Origin of the sequence: Priestia flexa, from assembly GCF_021441905.1 — a bacterium.
Lineage (GTDB): Bacteria > Bacillota > Bacilli > Bacillales > Bacillaceae_H > Priestia > Priestia flexa.
Genome location: NZ_CP090431.1, coordinates 2,539,827 through 2,558,746, shown reverse-complemented (window position 1 = coordinate 2,558,746; position 18,920 = coordinate 2,539,827). Strand labels below are relative to the sequence as shown.

Here is an 18,920-nt window from a genome sequence, read left to right as displayed (position 1 = left end):
GAGTCTGTGGGTAAAATTAGACAGCTTTCAGACGAACTTTCAAATAAAATCGCAGCAGGAGAGGTTGTAGAACGACCTGCTTCTGTTGTGAAAGAGCTCGTTGAAAATGCGATTGATGCAAATAGCACAGTTATTGAAATTGAACTAGAAGAAGCAGGGTTATCAAAGATTCGTATTTTAGATAACGGAGACGGGATTGCACCTGAAGATTGCTTAACTGCTTTCCGTCGACATGCGACGAGTAAGATTAAGACTGAGAACGACTTGTTCCGAATTCGGACATTAGGTTTTCGCGGTGAAGCACTGCCAAGTATTGCGTCTGTATCCATGCTTGAAATTAAGACAAGTACCGGTGATGAAGCCGGTACCCACTTAAAGCTTCGTGGAGGAGAAATAACGCATCACGAACCGTCTTCAAGCCGAAAAGGTACAGAAATTATTGTAGAAAACCTATTTTTCAACACGCCAGCACGCCTTAAATACATGAAAACAATTAATACAGAATTAGGAAACGTAACGGATGTTGTGAATCGCCTTGCCATGGCGAATCCTCATGTATCCATTCGTTTAATTCACCAAGGTCGTCAGCTTCTCTATACAAACGGAAGTGGAGATGCGCGTCAAGTGTTAGCTGCTATCTATGGGATGGCAGTAGCGAAAAAGATGATTCCGTTAAAGGTAGAATCGCTAGATTATGATATCACCGGCTATATTGCCTTGCCGGAAGTAACACGTGCATCTCGAAGCTATATGTCTACGACAATTAACGGTAGATTTATAAAAAACTACGGGCTTTTAAAAGCTATCCAGCAAGGCTATCATACGCTGTTACCGATTGGACGCTTTCCGGTTGTATTTTTAGCTATTAACATGGATCCATTGCTAGTAGATGTGAACGTACACCCAGCAAAGCTTGAAGTAAGGTTAAGTAAAGAAGCAGAGCTGTATGAGCTTGTAGAAGAGGCAATTAAAGCTGCGTTTAAAAAACAGCAGCTTATACCAGAAGTGACAGCAGCTTCTCGCTCTAAACAACCAGTGCTGCCAACGGAGCAGCAAACCTTCACGTTTAATCATGGATTGCCTAAAGAGCCTCTTCCTTTATCGAAGGAATTTGTTGAACCGAGCAAAGCTCAGCCTTTCTTTAGCAAGAACGTTGCCGAAACGCAAGAAAAGCCAGGTTTTATGGTGACAGAAAATGTTGAAAATGAGCTTGAATACGATGAGCTGGAAGAGCAGGATGCAGAACCAGTGTTTTCTTATGAGGAAGAAAATGATGTACAAAAGCAAGAATCGGGTAATGAGAAAGTCGAAGAAGTGCAAGCAGAGCGAGTTCCTCCCATGTATCCGATTGGTCAGATGCACGGTACGTATATATTAGCTCAAAATGAAAACGGCTTGTTTATCATTGACCAGCATGCGGCTCAAGAGAGAATCAAATATGAATTCTTTAAGAAAAAGCTTGGTCAAGTAGATGCAGAAGTGCAGGAACTTTTAATGCCACTCACGTTTGAGTTTTCAGGTAACGAAGCGCTCATTCTAGAAGAAAATCGTAGAGCTCTTGAAGATGTCGGCGTATTTTTAGAACCGTTTGGCCAAAATGCTTATATCGTTCGAGCACACCCTCAGTGGTTCCCAAAAGGTGAAGAAAAAGAAACAATTGAAGAGATGATTCAGCAAGTATTTGTGATGAAACGTGTAGATATAGAAAGCTTACGTGAAGAAGCTGCTATTATGATGAGTTGCAAAGGTTCAATCAAAGCGAATCATCACCTTCGAAATGATGAAATTTTAGCTTTACTTGAAACGCTAAGAAAAACAACCGATCCGTTTACTTGTCCGCACGGGCGACCAATTATCATTCACTATTCAACATATGAAATGGAAAAAATGTTTAAGCGCGTGATGTAAAGTGATTTATACAATGTTTTACCCCATTTGATGAAGTTATATCTGCACCATTTTTCACCGTAATTGTGTGTTTAAAAGTAAAATTGCAAAGCGGTATGTGGTGCAGGTATTTTTTTAAAAAGAAAAGATTGTTTTTCTTTTATTGTGTATGTAGATTCTGTAAGTCAGATACCTATACGTTAGTAGTTTCTATTGCATATACTAGCGGTAGAAATTAAACATAATGTGAAGGGGAAGTTATGATGAATAACGATTTTAACAGATTACAAACCAATTCAAACCATGATATCGGTTCTAATAGAGATAATGAGTCGGGAAATAAAAATATTATTAGCAATAGTGGAAGCTCTAACGTTAATATTAATATACCTCAGATAAGAGAAACATCTCAAAATCGCTCGGGGCGTCGTAGAAAATGTCGAGCAGAAAACCGCTCTCAAGGTCGTGTACAATCCGAATCAGAAAACCTCTCTGGCCGTCGCAGAAAATGTCGAGCAGAAAACCGCTCTGGTGGTGGCACACAACCTCAATCTGGAAACCAATCCCAACCTCTTGTTCGACCCCAGTCAGAAAATCCTTCTGGAAATCGTGTACAATCTGAATCAGAAAACCGCTCTGGTGGTGGCAGAAAATGTCGAGCAGAAAACCGCTCTCAATGTAGAAGGAATCCTTTTCGGTTCTTTTAATTCAGAAGGTAGAACTTTTAAGAGGAACAGATGTAGAATGCTAATTTTCAAAGCGAAAAAAGAATCTCCATCATTGTTTTGGAGTTTCGTGCTTGCTCAAAACTAGCTTTCAAACAATACCTGTTTCTCTTCTTTTTATAGGCCTGTAAAGAAATTTTTATGTACATTCAGCTTTTTTTCTTTTTTAGTAAATATCTTTTCCAACCAAGTTACTGTCATTGGTGTATGTTCAGGTTAAGAGTTGACTTTTTCTAAAAACCATTCATATTCTTTTATTATTTCATCAGTTAAACGAATTGAGTTTTTGTTTCTACTTTTATAGTCGAGCTCCGCTAATTCAATTGCTGTAACAGAACGTTCCTTCTTTATCAGCCTTGAATAAAGATGGGTTTTCCGGGTAAAATGAGAAGATGTAAATGTAATAGATGAAAGTAGTGTGGTTATGACGGGAGAGAAACAAAAATTAATAGTAATTATTGGTCCGACAGCCGTTGGTAAAACCAAGTTGAGCATTGAAATGGCCAAGCTGTTAAATGGAGAAGTTATTTCGGGAGATTCCATGCAAATTTATAAAAAGATGGATATCGGAACAGCGAAGGTTACAAGCGATGAAATGGAAGGAATTCCTCATCACTTAATTGATATTAAAGAGCCGACTGAGTCGTTTTCCGTGGCTGAATTTCAAGAGATTGTAAGAGAGAAGATTACAGATATTCATGGCCGGGGTAAACTGCCGATTATTGTAGGTGGTACAGGATTATATATTCAATCTGTCATCTATGACTATCAGTTTACTGAATCAGCAGGCGACGAACACTTCAGACAGCGCATGGAACATTTTGTTGCAGCGCATGGAATTGAGCCTCTTTATCAAAAACTTTGTGAAATAGATCCAGTTGGCGCAGAGTCCATTCATCCTAACAACCATAGGCGCGTTATTCGTGCTCTTGAAGTGTATGAAGTGACTGGTAAGCCTTTCAGCGTTTATAATCGTGAGCAAACTCAAGAGCTTCTCTATGATGTGACGCTCATTGGTTTAACAATGGAGCGTAAACAACTATACGATCGAATTAACCAACGTGTTGATCTTATGGTGCAAAAAGGCTTGGTAGAAGAAGTCAAATCACTGTACGATGCAGGGGTTCGTGATGTACAATCAATTCAAGCGATTGGCTACAAAGAACTGTATACATATTTCGACGGAAACTGCACGCTTGAAGAAGCGATTGAACAGTTAAAGTTGAATTCAAGAAGGTATGCCAAACGTCAATTAACGTGGTTTCGTAATAAGATGCCTGTAACGTGGTTTGAAATGGAAGTTGACAATTTTCATGAAAAGTTCAACAAAATTTTCACTTATGTAGCAGGAAAGCTGAAAGAAGAAGCGAATTAATCTAGTAAAGATAGAGAAATGAGGAGGCCGAATAGTGAAACAATCCGTTAATATTCAAGATCAGTTTTTAAATCAATTACGCAAAGAAAATATTTATGTCACTGTGTTTTTATTAAATGGTTTTCAACTGCGCGGACTAATTAAAGGGTTTGATAACTTTACAGTTCTATTGGATTCAGAAGGAAAGCAGCAGTTAATTTATAAACATGCAATCTCAACGTTTGTTCCAAATAAAAATATCTCTGTAGAATTAGAGTAGTCAGATAACCAGCCAAATCCGCGGGGATGAGGCTGGTTTTTCTTATGGTTGAAAGAGAGAAGTATTTTTCTTAACATGGTTTACTGTTTTACCACATACAACTATAATAAGCGTTTATTTCTTGGGTAATGGCGAGCTACAGAAAAAATACAAGCCGCTAAAAGAAAATGATGATTTCATTCGTTCGTCCTACAGCTAGAGATAGAGCGATACAATGTCATCAGCGTAACTGTGATGAAACGAGAGGTGAACAGTGTGGAGCAGCCTATAACTCTTAAAAACAATGGGCAAATTAATATTGTTTTAAATAACGAGACAAAGAAAGAACGAGTCTATACAACGTCAATTCCACGTCCTGTGAAACGACCGATTGTTAATCATGAACCACTGCTAGAAATTGAAAGAGAAATGAGCGGTCTGGTTGGAATGGATGAGCTAAAAAAAATGATTAAAGAAATATATGCTTGGTTATATATTAATAAAAAGAGAGAAGAAAGTGGTCTGAAGGCAGAAAAACAAGCGATGCATATGATGTTTAAAGGAAATCCAGGTACAGGAAAAACAACGGTTGCAAGGCTTTTAGGGAAATTGTTTTTAAATATGAATGTGTTATCAAAAGGACACCTCATTGAAGCTGAAAGAGCAGACTTAGTGGGTGAGTACATTGGACATACAGCACAAAAAACCCGAGATCTTGTGAAAAAAGCGTTGGGTGGTATTTTATTCATTGACGAAGCCTATTCGCTTGCCCGAGGTGGAGAGAAAGATTTTGGGAAAGAAGCAATTGATACGCTTGTGAAGCATATGGAGGATGCAAATGATAAGTTTGTCTTAATTTTGGCTGGCTATCCACGCGAAATGGAGAACTTTTTAAGCTTAAACCCTGGTCTTCGTTCAAGGTTTCCGTTCATCTTTGATTTTCCGGATTATGATGTCAATGAGCTAATGGATATTGCAGACCGGATGATGGATGATCGCCAGTATCAATTCAGCGGCGATGCTTATAAAAAGTTAAAAGAACATTTCATGGATGTAAAATACAATCAGACGCCTCTAGACTTTAGCAACGGTCGCTATGTGCGAAATATTTTAGAACGCTCCATTCGAGCTCAATCCATGAGGCTTTTAGAAGAAGCAAACTATGGTAAAGAGCAGCTGATAACGCTTAAATCAAGCGATATTCGTCTATAAAAATCCGGATTTAAAATGCACCCCAATTGTTAGACACAGTCTAACAATTAAAGGTGCATTTTTTTATGGCTAAATTTAGTGTAGAAGAAAAAATAAACGCTTTTGTCAGATATGTAAACATTTATCATGAACACGAAGGATGTTACGGATATCATCGTATTCGCAGTGAACTCGCAAATCGTGGAAGTAAAGTGAAACACAAAAAGGTTCAACGTATCATGAAAGCACGAGGATTAATCTGCATGGTACGCATAAAAAAATATAAATCCTATAAAGGAACAGTTGGCAAAAACGCACCGAATCGTTTAGAGCACCAGTTTACAGCTGAAGCTCCGAATGAGAAATGGGTTTTTATTTCTCATTTAATGTATGTTCAGTTAGAAGAATCTTATTATCGGATGTTTTTGCCACTAAGTTGTTGTTCTGCCATTTGTACTGTTTGCGATTGTATGCAAATCCTTTACAAGTTGTATCGTTAACATGTGTAAAAGAAAAATGGTTTATTCTTAAGGCGAGAAGTTATTTTTTAAAAGTCTTTTAGTTGATAAATTGGTAATAAAAAGCAGGGAAAACGACTGTTGGCTCGTGAATTTTATCTCTGTCGGTAGACAAAAACTAATAAGAGAAGTTTATTGATTCCTACTGTCTATTTGGCAGAGTTGGTGCCATTCATGAATGTTTGCGTCAATTCAAATAAAAATATAGACATTTATGTATGTCTATACTAATATAGTGAAGATGTTGATTGGAAGCGTTTTTAAATTTTATCTAAAGAAGCTAAAGTAATAAGAAAATAGTTTTACTAGCTTTGATTGGGAAGTATAACGGTTATAAAGCATGTTAGAGTCTGGATGGTGATTAAAGTCTCTTCAACAGTAGTGAGGAATGAAAGCTTTATAAAAATTCTCTATCGGAGCAAATGATTTAATACAAGAAACAGGTGAAACTTATGAATACAAGACAAAAAGAAATTTTGTATCTATTGTTATCTCAACCTGATGAATATTTACTGGTGCAGGAATTTGCGGATAGATTAAATTGTTCTGAAAAAACAATTCGTAATGACTTGAAAATAATTGAAGATTACCTTGATAAGCACTCAAACGCTCATCTAATTCGAAAACCAGGACTAGGTGTTTATTTAGATATAGAAGAACATGAAAAAGTGAGTTTATGTAATAAGTTTTATAAAGTAGATAATGATGCAAGATATCAAACCGGTGAGGAAAGGGTATTGCAAATCACCTATAACTTACTGATGAATGTAAAGCCAATTACAGCAAAAGAGTTAGCTACTCAATATTTCTTAAATAGAGCTACAATAAAGAAAGACTTAAATAAAATTGAGAAATGGTTGAAGCATTTTAACTTAAGGCTAGTCTCAAAACAACGAGTAGGTTTGATAGTTGAAGGAACTGAAAAAAATAAAAGAAAAGCATTGGCTAGAATGTCAGATTTAATTAATAACTTAGATTTTGTAAGTCAGTTTGTCAAAAGACAGTTTTTTACTCATGAAGTAGAATTTGTAGCGAATGAATTGAAAATGCTACAAAGTCGTTATTCGTTATATTTTACAGATGAAACGCTCGAAGGTTTATTATTGCATACATTGTTGATGATTCGACGAACGAAACTAAAACAATCTATTTCGATTTCTAAAAGTGAGATAACTCTTTTACAGGAGAAAAAAGAATATAAATGGACTTGTGGATTTCTTAAAAGGTTGGAAAAAGTTTTCGCTATCCATTTTCCAGAAGAAGAAGTGGTGTATCTAACATTACATATATTAGGTGGGAAAGTTCGATATCGAAAAAATGGGACATCATGGAAAATGGATGAAATCGATGAAGAGAACACCGAGTTTTCTAAGGTGTTACGTCATTTAATTGATCGTATATCTGAACTAACTATGCTAAATCTTGGTAAGGATCAAGTTTTGGAAACTGGCTTAAAAGTTCACTTATGTACAGCTTTAAATCGAATAAATTATAATCTTTCTGTATCAAATCCACTGTTGAATGACATTAAAAATATGTATCCTTACATGTTTGATATAGTGATTGATGTACTTGGAGAAATCAATCAATCGTTTGCTCTTTCTATTCCAGAGGAAGAAGCGGCGTACCTTACCTTGCATTTCCAAGCATCTATTGAACGCTTAAATAGTAACAGGCAAAAGCAAAAGAACGTAATCATAGTATGTCATATGGGAATTGGCATGTCACAATTATTACGAACAAAGATTGAAAGAAAATTTCATCAAATTTATGTGATAGATTGTATTGCAAAAGCGGATTTAGAAGAGTATTTAACGAAGCATCATGATGTAGAACTTGTTATTTCTACAATATCTCTTCCAGAGTTAAAGATTCCTTATGTTGTGGTATCACCTCTATTAGAAGCTAGAGAAGAAAAGAAACTAGGTGACTTTATCAAACAACTTGAAGAACCAGTCCATCAAGAACAAATAGAGTTTGCTATGCTAAACTATACGACTCCTTTTCTAGTTTTTTTACAAGAGGATATAGAGCATCGTTACAAGTTAATCGAGAAGTTAGCAACAGTCTTGTTTGAAAAGGGTTATGTGGAAAAAGAATATGCTGTTCATGCAATTATGAGAGAAAAAATGTCGGCAACAACCATTGGAGCAGGTATTGCAATTCCTCATGCTAATTCCAAATTTATTAAACAGTCAGCAATTGCTATTGCTACATTAAAAGAGCCTCTTGATTGGGGAACTGAAAAAGTGACTCTTGTATTTATGCTAGCTGTAAAAAATGATGATCAAAAAATGATAAAGAAATTATTTCAAGAGTTATCTTTTATAAGCGAACAACCATCATTTATTCAAAAACTTACTAAGGAAACAAATGTAATGAAGTTCCTATCTCATCTACATTATTAAAAAGCAAGGCATTTGTGCCTTGCTTTTTTATTTGATAGGGTAAAAGTTCAATTTTTCCGGAAGTTACGGTAAAAAACAAAACTTTTGACTTTGTAATATTGCTATATAGTATTTGTAGGCGCTTACGAAATAGAATTTAAGGAGGATTAAAAATGAAATTGTTAGCGGTTACATCATGTCCGAATGGAATCGCCCATACCTATATGGCAGCGGAAAATTTGCAAAAAGCAGCAGAGAGATTAGAGGTTGAAATGAAAGTCGAGACCCAAGGTGGAATAGGGGTAGAAAATGAACTTACTGAAGAGGATATTCGTGAAGCAGACGGTATTATTATCGCTGCAGACCGAGCAGTAAATAAAGATAGATTTATAGGAAAAAGACTTTTAGTTGTTGGAGTTCAAGATGGAATTCGTAAGCCCGAGGAATTAATTCAGAAAGTAAGAAATGGTGATGCTCCTGTTTATCATTCAAAATCAAAAACTGAGGAAGGGAATAAACAGCAGAAAAAGCAAAATCCGATATATCGTCATCTAATGAATGGTGTATCTTTTATGGTTCCATTTATTGTAGTTGGGGGATTATTAATTGCAATTGCTGTGGCTCTTGGAGGAGAAAAAACACCCCAAGGTTTAGTTATTCCAGACGATTCTTTTTGGAAAACAATTGAACAAATCGGTGGTGCTTCATTTACATTCATGGTTCCAATTTTAGCTGGATATATTGCATATAGTATAGCTGATAAGCCTGGACTTGTTCCTGGTATGATTGGCGGGTATATTGCAGCTACAGGAAGTTTCTATGGGAGTGAAAGTGGTGCAGGTTTCCTTGGTGGAATTATTGCAGGTTTCTTAGCTGGTTATGTAGCGCTAGGAATTAAAAAAATGAAAATTCCAAAAGCAATTCAACCGATTATGCCAATTATCATTATTCCCGTAATTGCCTCCCTCATTGTGGGTCTTGCATTTGTGTTTATTATCGGTGCGCCTGTAGCACAAGTTTTTGATTCATTAACAGCTTGGTTAGCAGGTATGAAAGGTTCTAGTTCAATTCTTTTAGCATTGATCTTAGGCGCTATGGTTTCTTTTGACATGGGTGGTCCTGTTAATAAGGTTGCATTCTTATTCGGTTCCGCAATGATTGGTGAAGGAAATTATGAGATTATGGGTCCAATTGCTGCGGCAATCTGTATTCCACCAATCGGAATGGGACTTGCTACGTTCTTAAGAAAGAGAAAATTCCAAGCTTCAGAGAGGGAAATGGGTAAAGCAGCCTTCACAATGGGTTTATTTGGAATTACAGAAGGTGCAATTCCATTTGCAGCACAAGATCCAATTCGTGTTATTCCAAGTGTTATGGTGGGTTCTATGACAGGGGCCGTTATTGCAATGATTGGTCATGTAGGCGATAGAGTAGCACACGGTGGCCCAATCGTTGCTGTGTTAGGAGCGGTAGACAATGTATTTATGTTCTTTGTCGCTGTTATTGTCGGTTCTTTTGTAACTGCTATTTTCGTAAATATGTTGAAAAAAGATATTGCTAAAGTAGACATGCAAGAAGTAGAAAAAATAGAAGAAGTTTCAGCAAGAGAAGAAATACCAGAAGTTCAAAAGCAAGTAGAACAGGTGGAAATAAAAAAACTAAAGGATATAACGAGTTTAGAACTGATTGATACGGATTTAATCGGAGAAACACGTGACGATATTATTGATGAAATGATTCAAAAACTCAACTTTGCTGGTGCGTTATATTCAGAGTCTGAATTCAAGCAAGCTATTATGAATAGAGAACAAGAAAGTACGACAGGCATTGGTATGAATATTGCGATTCCTCATGGAAAATCAGATGCTGTTAAGAAGCCAAGTGTAGTATTTGGAATTAAACGATCAGGAGTAGATTGGAAAAGTCTTGATGGAACAGAAGCGAAATTAATATTTATGATTGCTGTACCGAAAAGTAGTGAAGGAAATGAGCATTTGAAAATTCTTCAAATGCTCTCTAGAAAACTAATGGATGACAGTTATAGAGAACAGTTATTATCTGTCCAAACAAAAGAAGAAGCATACAAACTACTAGATGAAATCGCATAAAGCAAAGGGAGATTAGTCATGACTGAATTATTATTTTTTGAACCTGTTTTTAAGGAAAGAATTTGGGGTGGAACGCAACTTACCACTTTTGGTTATGAGATTCCATCGAACCAAACAGGAGAGTGTTGGGCTTTTGCAGCACATGCACATGGACAAAGCGTTGTAAAAAATGGTAAGTATAAAGGTTTAACTCTAGGTGAATTGTGGAAGGAACACCGAGCTATATTTGGGGACTTGGGTGGGGAGTCTTTTCCCCTTCTAATAAAAATCTTAGATGCTAATCAAGATCTATCTGTTCAAGTACACCCAAATGATGAATATGCCAATATCCATGAGAATGGAGAATTTGGAAAAACAGAATGTTGGTATGTTATTGATTGTGAAAAAAATGCAGAAATTATTTATGGACACCATGCAAAAACAAAAGAAGAATTCATGTCTATGGTAGAACAGGAAGAATGGGATAAGCTATTACATCGTGTAAAAGTAAAACCCGGAGATTTCTTCTATGTTCCAAGTGGAACTGTTCATGCAATTGGGAAGAGAATTTTAATATTAGAAACGCAGCAAAACTCTGATACGACTTATCGATTATATGATTATAATAGAAAAGATTCAGAAGGGAATACACGTGAGCTGCACCTGGTAAAGAGTATTGAAGTTACGGAAACTCCATGTACATCAAATAAACTAACTATTCAACAAGAAAAAATACATGATTTGTATGTAACTACTTTTATTGAATGTCCGTACTTTTCAGTACAAAAATGGGTATTAAACGGTACCAGTAGTTTAAAAAAAGAAAAACCTTTTCTTCTTGTTAGTGTAATAGATGGGAAAGGGAGCCTAATTTCTGTAGGAAATGAATATCCCTTTAAAAAAGGAGATCACTTTTTAGTACCTAATGGTTTGGAAGAATATCAACTTGTGGGAAATGCTGAATGTATTGTTTCAAGTCTATAGTGCCTGCATTTATAACTGGAAGAGATTCTGGTTATGGTTTACAAGTATTATATGGGGAATTATTCTTTCTCCAATGCAGGTGTGTTTGCACAGGACGGAGATTACAGAAAGTCAAATAATTATTTTAATGTTAGCAATTTTTTATGGATACCAGAAAAATTTAAAGGAGATAATGGTATACTACCATCATAGTTCCAGGAATATATTTAACGCTACGACAATTATTATATTTGAAATTGTTCTGAATTTCTTTACGCATACTGAGGCTACCTAACAGCTATTTCTGTGTTACGTGTAAATTAAACAGTTGGTATGTCAACACTATATTAAATTTATAGGATATAAATTATTAAAAGCGCTTATGTTTTACTTAGCGCTTTTTTATTTATTTGTGCAAATATAAGTTCGGTTACAAAAAAACTATTAAATCTATCTAGCAATATATATTATAAATGTACCAAATGGTTAAGTAATCTATTTTTGTAAAAGTAAGGAAAAAAGAACTGAATTATTATGTAAAAAAATTTACATTATTTTGGTCATTAATTCTTGATATTACCTTTTATTCTAAAAAAAGGTTGATTTAATAATGTCTACCAATTAAGTTAGTAGTGAGATAAAAATAATAAAGGAGAGAGAAATGAAAAGAAGGTTATTAGCATTATTGTCTTTAGTTCTGTTAATAGGAACAACTCTACCAATCTACGGAGAGGTCAATAAAGTAGAAGCTGCTGAGCAAAGTTTTAACGAAGATGAGATTACAGAGATGGCGGAAGAATATTTAGATGGCTTTGAAATAATTCAATCTGATGAACTAGAAAGTTCTTTTTCAGTTATTGAGGATGATGGTGAAAGATATGAATATGAAACACTTGTGTTGAATCCTGACACTGACGAAGAGACAGTTCAAGTGAATAAGTATTTGCTTGTTAACAATAAAAGAGAAAACCTGGTTGAAACATCTGAAGAGTTGGTTAATAATAGTAATGAAATGGTTGCTATGGCAAAAGCTTCTTGCCACGGAGTAACAGGTGGTGTGATAAGTTGGAAAGGTACAAGAGCTACAGCCTACTTTGATTCTTGTCTTACAAAGAAATTTGTAAATATAATAGATGAATCTCAAGGCGCTACAGGTGCTATCGCAGGTCTTAGTGCAGTTATACGCAATACTACAAAATTAGGAAAGATAATTTCGTATGCAGGTTTTGTTTCAAGTATCCTATGGGCTGCGGGATATACTATTAAGAAGATTTCAGAAAATGGAAAATATGGTATTGGCTTCCATATGGCTAGAAATCCTATAACTGGTAAGATAAATAAGTCGATGGGTATACCTTGGAGACAATAGTTGTAATCAAGGAGGGTTAGAATGATATATAGGGTATTATTAATTTTTGCATCATTAATATTCATAGTAAATTACGTAGTAGGCCCTAGGTTTTTAGATATGGAAGTATCTACTTCTGGAACTTTTGTGGGACTTATGTTAATTATTGTTGTGTTGTCTCACTTACTAGATGGAAAGAAAAAATAGAGGTGTTAAAGAGTTCTCTTATAAAAAAATAAGGGAACTCTTTCTTTTGATTCTGTAGTAATGGATAGGCTACACTGAGTTGGACAGAAAAAATAAGGTCAAGTAGAATACAGTAAATACTACGGGGGAGCATCTACTATGACGAAAAAAGCTAGACGAACATTTACAGCTGAATGTAAGGAACAAATCGTGCAGCTCTATCTTAATGGAAAGCCAAGAAAGGATATCATCCGGGAGTATAACTTGACACCCTCGTCATTGGACAAATGGGTGAATCAAAGCCAGGAATCTGGATTGTTCAAAGAACAGGACAACCTAACCCCTGAACAACAGGAATTGAATCGACTTCGCAAAGAGATTAAGCAACTTCAAATGGAGAACGATATTTTAAAGCAAGCCGCGCTGATACTAGGACGAAAGTAAATGTCATCAAGAATAATCAACATAAATACTCGATATCAGCAATGTGCAAAGTCCTACAATTACCTAGAAGCACGTACTATTATGAAGCCAAAGAAAGAGCAGCCGTGGATGATATAACCTCAGATGTGATCGAAATATTCCACGCGAGCCGTCAAAATTATGGAACACGCAAAATTAAAATGGAATTAAAAAAACGCGGACTCATCGTGTCTAGACGGAGAATTGGGCGTATTATGCAAGAACAGGGTCTTGTCTCTGCTTACACGGTAGCTCAGTTTAAGCCACATGCGAAATCCTGTAATGAATCCGAACAGAAGAATGAACTAAACCGCGAGTTCCATCAGGAAGAAGAAATGACAACGATCGTAAGCGATTTAACATACGTAAGAGTCAAGCAAAAATGGCATTACGTATGTGTATTTGTCGATCTTTTTAATCGGGAGATTGTAGGTTACAGCGCAGGTCCAAACAAAGATGCGTTACTTGTCTATCGTGCATTCGCCTCTATCAAAGCCGACCTTCGTAAAATCCAACTGGTTCATACAGATCGTGGGAATGAGTTTAAAAATAAGCTAATGGACGATGCGTTAGAGACATTTAACATTCAACGTTCTTTAAGTATGAAAGGCTGTCCATATGACAATGCCGTCGCTGAAGCAACGTTTAAAATCATCAAAACAGAGTTTGTGAAAGGTCAACATTTTGATAGTTTAGAAGAATTAACAAGGGAATTACATGACTATGTCCACTGGTTTAATCACATTCGAATTCATGGAACACTGGGTTATGTCAGTCCGGTTGATTATAAACTTGAACACCTTAAAAAATCTGTCTAGTTTAGTGTTGACATACCACATACAATCTCCTAGAAAAAGAATTTTTTCTTCAAGAACATAAATAATACTAGAATCAACAGCATGATCTCCACCTACATGTTCAATTAGACAATGCACTCCGCCTAAATTGACTGTCATTCGGTTATCGAATGTAATGTGAGGTAGAGGAAGAAAGACGTCTCGATAATTCCCTAGCTCTTTTTGTATTGCTTCAGAACAAAATGGGATTTCTGTTCCTTCTTTAACACGTTGATCTAAGTATTGATCTTCCCAAGATAGACTCTGTAATTTTTTTATCCTGTCATGAGTTTTGAAATGAGAAATAGTTGGCATATTTACTTCGCTCATGCCGAATATATGATCCCAATCTCCATGAGTAAGAACAACCCAGTCCCCTTTAATATGGTTTTCTTTTAGTTGTTCTAGAAACAATCTTGCATGGCTTGATGAATTGCCAGCATCAATTAATAGTGTTCTTTCTTCTCCTGTAACTGCTGCTAGAATCGGACGATCTGTTTCTTGATAGGGTGGTAAATATGTGACGCGATTAGATATTCGTTGTAGTTTCTGCAATTTCTCATTCTCCTTATTTAGTGTATTAATTTCCTCTTTTATAATAGGCAATTTCAATTCTGGTGTAAATTTAGTCATAAAAAAACTGCACCTTCAATTGTTAGACTATATCTAACGATTGGAGTGCAGTTTTTTATTACATATTTGGTTGGCGAATTGAACGAATTGGCAGCTTCCATTTGTACATATAAGATAGCATACGACATGCAACAAGCAAACCAAATAATACGTAAAGCTCTACCGGAGAGCTTGCGATTTGAAGGCCAACAATCAAGCCTGCAAGAATTGCCCAAAGCGCATAGATTTCATCTTTTAAAACGGTCGGTTTTCGGCGAGCAAGCAAGTCGCGTACAATCCCACCGCCGCTACCTGTTAATACAGCAGCAACGATAACAGCGCTTAAGGGGTGTCCCATGCTGGTAGCATAGAGTGCGCCTTGAATGGCAAAAGCCGCAAGCCCAATTGCGTCAGAAAAGTTTCCCCAACGTTTCCACTGTCTTAAGATGCTGTTTGGAAACAAAAAGGTTGCCGTAATCGATAATAGCGCAATTTGGAAAAATAATCCCTGCTCCCAAAGAGCAGATACTGGTACACCAATTAATAAGTTACGGATGGCGCCACCGCCAAACGCTGTGACGATTCCTAGAATGTAAACTCCTAAAATATCATATTCTTCTTCCATTGCAATAAACGCCCCGCTAACTGCAAAAGCAATGGTGCCGATGATGCTCAAAACGTCCCATGTCATCGCAACTTCCCCTTTATGTATAAAAATTCGTTTGTTAGAAAGTATTACAATAATAAAGTCATTCAAATTGTATCCACTATTGAGCAGAATTTCAACGTTTTTTTAGGGATAATTTCTTAAAAGAAACAAAGCGTGATAAACTAGTAAAAACAATCTATTCTGCATCTTTGAAGAAGATAGAGAAAATCGTGTTTTTTTGTTATGATATGAGTGCGTTAATACTTTAACAGTAAGGGAAGGAAAGTCATTGACATTTGAGATGAAACAAGAGCTTGAGCGTGTGATTTTAGTGGGGTGTCAGCTTCACGATGATGATGAGCGCTTTGAGTATTCGATGGATGAACTAGCATCATTAACTGAAACAGCACAGGGTGAGGTTCTAGTACGCTTGTCTCAAAAGCGCGACCGTATACATCCAGCTACATATATCGGAAAAGGAAAAGTGGAAGAGCTCGTTGCGCTTGAAGAAGAGCTAGAGCCAGATTTAATTGTGTTTAACGATGAGCTTTCACCGAGTCAAATTCGTAATTTATCCAGTCAGCTAGAAGCTCGAATCATTGACCGAACGCAGCTGATTTTAGATATTTTTGCGCAGCGTGCGCAAACAAAAGAAGGAAAGCTGCAGGTTGAGCTTGCGCAGCTAAACTACTTACTCCCTCGCCTAGTTGGACAGGGAACAGCACTTTCTCGCTTAGGAGGAGGAATTGGTACAAGAGGTCCAGGTGAAACGAAGCTTGAAAGCGATCGACGTCATATTCGTCGTAAAATCGATGAAATTAAGCGTCAGTTAAAAACAGTCGTCAGTCACAGGGAGCGCTACCGAGAGAGAAGAAAGCGTAACCACGTATATCAAATCGCTATAGTAGGATACACAAACGCCGGTAAGTCAACGCTTTTCAATCGTTTAACAGAAGCGGGCATTTATGAAGAAAATCAGCTGTTTGCAACCCTTGATCCAACGACGAGACAGTATACGATGCCGTCCGGCTTAACTGCTCTTTTAACAGATACGGTTGGGTTCATTCAAGATTTGCCAACAACGCTTGTTGCTGCGTTTCGTTCCACATTAGAAGAAGTGACAGAAGCTGATTTCATTTTACACGTGGTCGACTCTGGTAATCCAGACTATCACAACCATGAGCAAACTGTTCACAAGCTATTAGCGGAATTAGATGTAGAAGATATTCCGATGTTAACCGTTTATAATAAGCGAGATGTGAAGCATGAATTATTTGTGCCGACCACACCTGCTTCTGTTTTAATCAGCGCTTTTAATAAGGAAGATCTCGCTTTGCTGGGAACAAAGATCCAGGATGAAATGAAGAAAGAGATGGAGTACTTTCATCTATTTATTCCTTCGGATGAGGGCAAGCTGTTGGCGGAGTTAAAAACCGTTGCGCTGATTGACTCCCTAAAGTTTAATGAGGAAAAAGAAAAGTACGAGTGCCGAGGCTATATTGCAAAAGAGCACCCAATTTATAAGCAGCTAAGAATGATAGAAGAAAGTTGAGGAAGATAGAAAATGATGTTTGATCAGTTAGCAAACGGAGAGAGAATTAAAAGGTTAGCAAAGGAAGTGGAGCAGCAAATTAAGCCGATTCATGAACGAATTGATGAAGTGATTGAAGCAAATCAGTTTCGCGTGCTGCAAAGCTTTCAACAAAACCAGGTGAGTGATTCACATTTCATTCCCTCCACGGGCTATGGTTATGATGATTTAGGAAGAGATACGCTTGAAAAGGTATATGCTGATGTATTTGGAACGGAAGCGTGCCTTGTACGTCCCCAAATTATTTCAGGTACGCATGCAATAGGCATTTCGCTATTCGGTGTGTTGCGACCTGGTGATGACCTTTTATACATTACCGGTAAGCCATACGATACGCTTGAAGAAATCGTTGGAATTAGAGGGTCTGGCGTTGGTTCACTGAAAGAGTATAACATTGGATATAAAGCCGTAGATTTAACAAAAGAAGGGCGAGTAGACCTTGAAGAAGTGAAAGCGGCCATTACGGATACAACGAAAATGATTGGTATTCAGCGTTCAAAAGGTTATGGAATTCGTCCTTCGTTTACGGTCAGCCAAATTAAAGAAATGATTGCTTTTGTGAAAAGCATCAAGCCAGACGTTATCGTATTTGTAGATAACTGTTACGGAGAATTTGTAGAGACAATAGAGCCATCTCATGTTGGAGCTGATTTAATTGCAGGCTCTCTCATTAAAAATCCAGGCGGTGGGTTAGCGAAAATCGGTGGCTATATTGCTGGACGTAAAGAGTTGGTTGAAGCATGCTCTTACCGCATGACAACGCCAGGTATTGGAGCAGAAGCTGGTGCAACGCTGTACAGCCTACAGGAAATGTATCAAGGTTTCTTTTTAGCTCCGCACGTTGTAGGGCAGGCTTTAAAGGGGGCTGTATTTTCTTCGGCCATGTTTGAAAAACTTGGGATGCAGTCAGAACCAAAGTGGGACGCTGAGCGAACAGACTTAATTCAGTCCGTTCAGTTTGATGATCGGGATAAGATGGTGGCGTTTTGCCAAGCAATTCAATACGCGTCGCCAATTAATTCGCACGTGACGGCATACCCAGCTTATATGCCAGGATATGAAGACGATGTAATCATGGCAGCCGGTACGTTTGTTCAAGGGGCTAGCTTAGAGCTAACGGCAGATGGTCCAATCCGTCCACCGTATGTTGCTTATGTACAAGGTGGTTTAACGTATGCTCACGTTAAAGTAGCTATCTGCACAGCAATTGATTCAATGATTTTGAAAAAGTTAATTTAAGTATAATCTTGCTCAGCAAGAGAAAAAGATGAGCTATCGTGTATAAAAACAAATTAAAAATAAACTAAAATCGCTATTTTATTGTATTCGTGAAATATTCTAAAAATTTTTATGTGAGAATTGCTCACATATGGTTGACAGATAAACTAACATGGCATACAATGAAACTAGTTAATCAAAGGAGGAACTGAGATGAGTGACAACATACGAAGAAATACGCCGCTTTTCCCAATTGGAATTGTGATGCAGTTAACTGAGTTGTCGGCTCGCCAAATTCGCTACTATGAGGAACATGAATTAGTTACACCTGTACGATCTGAAGGTAATCGTCGATTATTCTCGTTTAACGATGTTGATAAATTACTAGAAATTCGGGACTTAATTGAACAAGGTGTAAACTTAGCTGGTGTTAAGCAGCTATTTCAAGTTCAGAAAGCGCAAGAAGGGCATAAAAAAGAGGCAAAACCAGAAGATGAAAAGGTTGTAGCAGAAGCAAGCAAATCTGAGCTATCAGATGAAGAGTTACGCAAGATGCTTCGCGCTGAGTTAATGCAAGCAGGACGCTTTAACAAAGCAACGCTCAATCAAGGAGATATGTCTCGGTTCTTTCATTAAAAATTGTAAGT

Annotated in this window: 14 protein-coding genes and 2 pseudogenes; 14 read left to right on the top strand and 2 right to left on the bottom strand. The window is 37.0% G+C overall.

Going from position 1 to position 18,920, the window contains the following annotated elements:
* Positions 1–6 precede the first annotated feature (6 nt).
* The 11 genes and pseudogenes from mutL to LZP85_RS13140 all read left to right on the top strand — a co-directional run bounded on the left by mutL (position 7) and on the right by LZP85_RS13140 (position 14,185).
* Positions 7–1,908 (top strand): DNA mismatch repair endonuclease MutL, encoded by a 1,902-nt coding sequence (mutL, locus tag LZP85_RS13190; RefSeq protein WP_025908610.1) that lies wholly within the window; start codon positions 7–9, stop codon positions 1,906–1,908.
* Between the two features lie 239 nt (positions 1,909–2,147).
* Positions 2,148–2,594: a hypothetical protein gene (locus LZP85_RS13185; protein ID WP_234561743.1), complete on the top strand. Its 447-nt coding sequence runs from the start codon at positions 2,148–2,150 to the stop codon at positions 2,592–2,594.
* 442 nt (positions 2,595–3,036) lie between these two features.
* The gene (gene miaA / locus LZP85_RS13180; RefSeq protein WP_076513904.1) at positions 3,037–3,987 is read left to right on the top strand and encodes a tRNA (adenosine(37)-N6)-dimethylallyltransferase MiaA; all 951 of its coding nucleotides are present in this window, start codon (positions 3,037–3,039) and stop codon (positions 3,985–3,987) included.
* A 34-nt stretch (positions 3,988–4,021) separates the two neighbouring features.
* Positions 4,022–4,246 (top strand): RNA chaperone Hfq, encoded by a 225-nt coding sequence (gene hfq, locus LZP85_RS13175; protein WP_025908613.1) that lies wholly within the window; start codon positions 4,022–4,024, stop codon positions 4,244–4,246.
* Positions 4,247–4,501: 255 nt separating this feature from the next.
* Complete coding sequence (gene spoVK, locus LZP85_RS13170; RefSeq protein WP_025908614.1) at positions 4,502–5,437, top strand: stage V sporulation protein K; 936 nt, start codon at positions 4,502–4,504, stop codon at positions 5,435–5,437.
* A 119-nt stretch (positions 5,438–5,556) separates the two neighbouring features.
* Positions 5,557–5,787 (top strand): annotated as a pseudogene (locus LZP85_RS13165) (IS3 family transposase); the annotation flags it as partial.
* Between the two features lie 599 nt (positions 5,788–6,386).
* Positions 6,387–8,342: a BglG family transcription antiterminator gene (locus LZP85_RS13160; protein ID WP_264190155.1), complete on the top strand. Its 1,956-nt coding sequence runs from the start codon at positions 6,387–6,389 to the stop codon at positions 8,340–8,342.
* A gap of 152 nt (positions 8,343–8,494) precedes the next feature.
* A complete protein-coding gene (locus tag LZP85_RS13155; protein WP_226639508.1) occupies positions 8,495–10,429 on the top strand; it encodes a PTS fructose transporter subunit IIABC in 1,935 nt (644 codons plus the stop codon).
* An 18-nt stretch (positions 10,430–10,447) separates the two neighbouring features.
* The gene (manA, locus tag LZP85_RS13150; protein ID WP_226639510.1) at positions 10,448–11,392 is read left to right on the top strand and encodes a mannose-6-phosphate isomerase, class I; all 945 of its coding nucleotides are present in this window, start codon (positions 10,448–10,450) and stop codon (positions 11,390–11,392) included.
* 640 nt (positions 11,393–12,032) lie between these two features.
* Positions 12,033–12,740: a hypothetical protein gene (locus LZP85_RS13145; RefSeq protein ID WP_226639512.1), complete on the top strand. Its 708-nt coding sequence runs from the start codon at positions 12,033–12,035 to the stop codon at positions 12,738–12,740.
* A gap of 324 nt (positions 12,741–13,064) precedes the next feature.
* Positions 13,065–14,185, top strand: a protein-coding gene (locus tag LZP85_RS13140; RefSeq protein ID WP_234561742.1) for an IS3 family transposase whose coding sequence is annotated in 2 segments (ribosomal slippage) — positions 13,065–13,314 and positions 13,314–14,185 — 1,122 coding nt in all. Because the reading frame shifts where the segments join, the coding sequence is not laid out codon by codon here.
* A gap of 15 nt (positions 14,186–14,200) precedes the next feature.
* Here LZP85_RS13140 and LZP85_RS13135 read toward each other — a convergent pair.
* Positions 14,201–14,758, bottom strand: a pseudogene (locus LZP85_RS13135) (MBL fold metallo-hydrolase); the annotation flags it as partial.
* 136 nt (positions 14,759–14,894) lie between these two features.
* Complete coding sequence (locus tag LZP85_RS13130) at positions 14,895–15,506, bottom strand: trimeric intracellular cation channel family protein (RefSeq protein WP_061785712.1); 612 nt, start codon at positions 15,504–15,506, stop codon at positions 14,895–14,897.
* Between the two features lie 247 nt (positions 15,507–15,753).
* On the opposite strand from LZP85_RS13130, the gene hflX reads away from it, so the two are divergent.
* The 3 genes from hflX (at position 15,754) to LZP85_RS13115 (ending at position 18,909) form a co-directional block, all read left to right on the top strand.
* Positions 15,754–17,016, top strand: coding sequence for a GTPase HflX (gene hflX / locus LZP85_RS13125; RefSeq protein ID WP_319004683.1), 1,263 nt, complete (start codon positions 15,754–15,756; stop codon positions 17,014–17,016).
* 15 nt (positions 17,017–17,031) lie between these two features.
* Positions 17,032–18,294 carry a methionine gamma-lyase family protein gene (locus tag LZP85_RS13120; RefSeq protein WP_025908617.1) on the top strand — a complete coding sequence of 421 codons (1,263 nt, stop codon included), beginning with the start codon at positions 17,032–17,034 and terminating at the stop codon, positions 18,292–18,294.
* Between the two features lie 192 nt (positions 18,295–18,486).
* Positions 18,487–18,909 carry a MerR family transcriptional regulator gene (locus LZP85_RS13115; protein WP_062686192.1) on the top strand — a complete coding sequence of 141 codons (423 nt, stop codon included), beginning with the start codon at positions 18,487–18,489 and terminating at the stop codon, positions 18,907–18,909.
* Positions 18,910–18,920 lie beyond the last annotated feature (11 nt).

Coding starts and splice junctions, on each gene's coding strand:
- LZP85_RS13185 (WP_234561743.1), top strand. CDS start 2,148: ATGATGAATAACGATTTTAACAGATTACAAACCAATTCAAACCATGAT.
- miaA (WP_076513904.1), top strand. CDS start 3,037: ATGACGGGAGAGAAACAAAAATTAATAGTAATTATTGGTCCGACAGCC.
- LZP85_RS13160 (WP_264190155.1), top strand. CDS start 6,387: ATGAATACAAGACAAAAAGAAATTTTGTATCTATTGTTATCTCAACCT.
- LZP85_RS13155 (WP_226639508.1), top strand. CDS start 8,495: ATGAAATTGTTAGCGGTTACATCATGTCCGAATGGAATCGCCCATACC.
- manA (WP_226639510.1), top strand. CDS start 10,448: ATGACTGAATTATTATTTTTTGAACCTGTTTTTAAGGAAAGAATTTGG.
- LZP85_RS13145 (WP_226639512.1), top strand. CDS start 12,033: ATGAAAAGAAGGTTATTAGCATTATTGTCTTTAGTTCTGTTAATAGGA.
- LZP85_RS13130 (WP_061785712.1), bottom strand. CDS start 15,506: ATGACATGGGACGTTTTGAGCATCATCGGCACCATTGCTTTTGCAGTT.
- LZP85_RS13120 (WP_025908617.1), top strand. CDS start 17,032: ATGTTTGATCAGTTAGCAAACGGAGAGAGAATTAAAAGGTTAGCAAAG.
- LZP85_RS13115 (WP_062686192.1), top strand. CDS start 18,487: ATGAGTGACAACATACGAAGAAATACGCCGCTTTTCCCAATTGGAATT.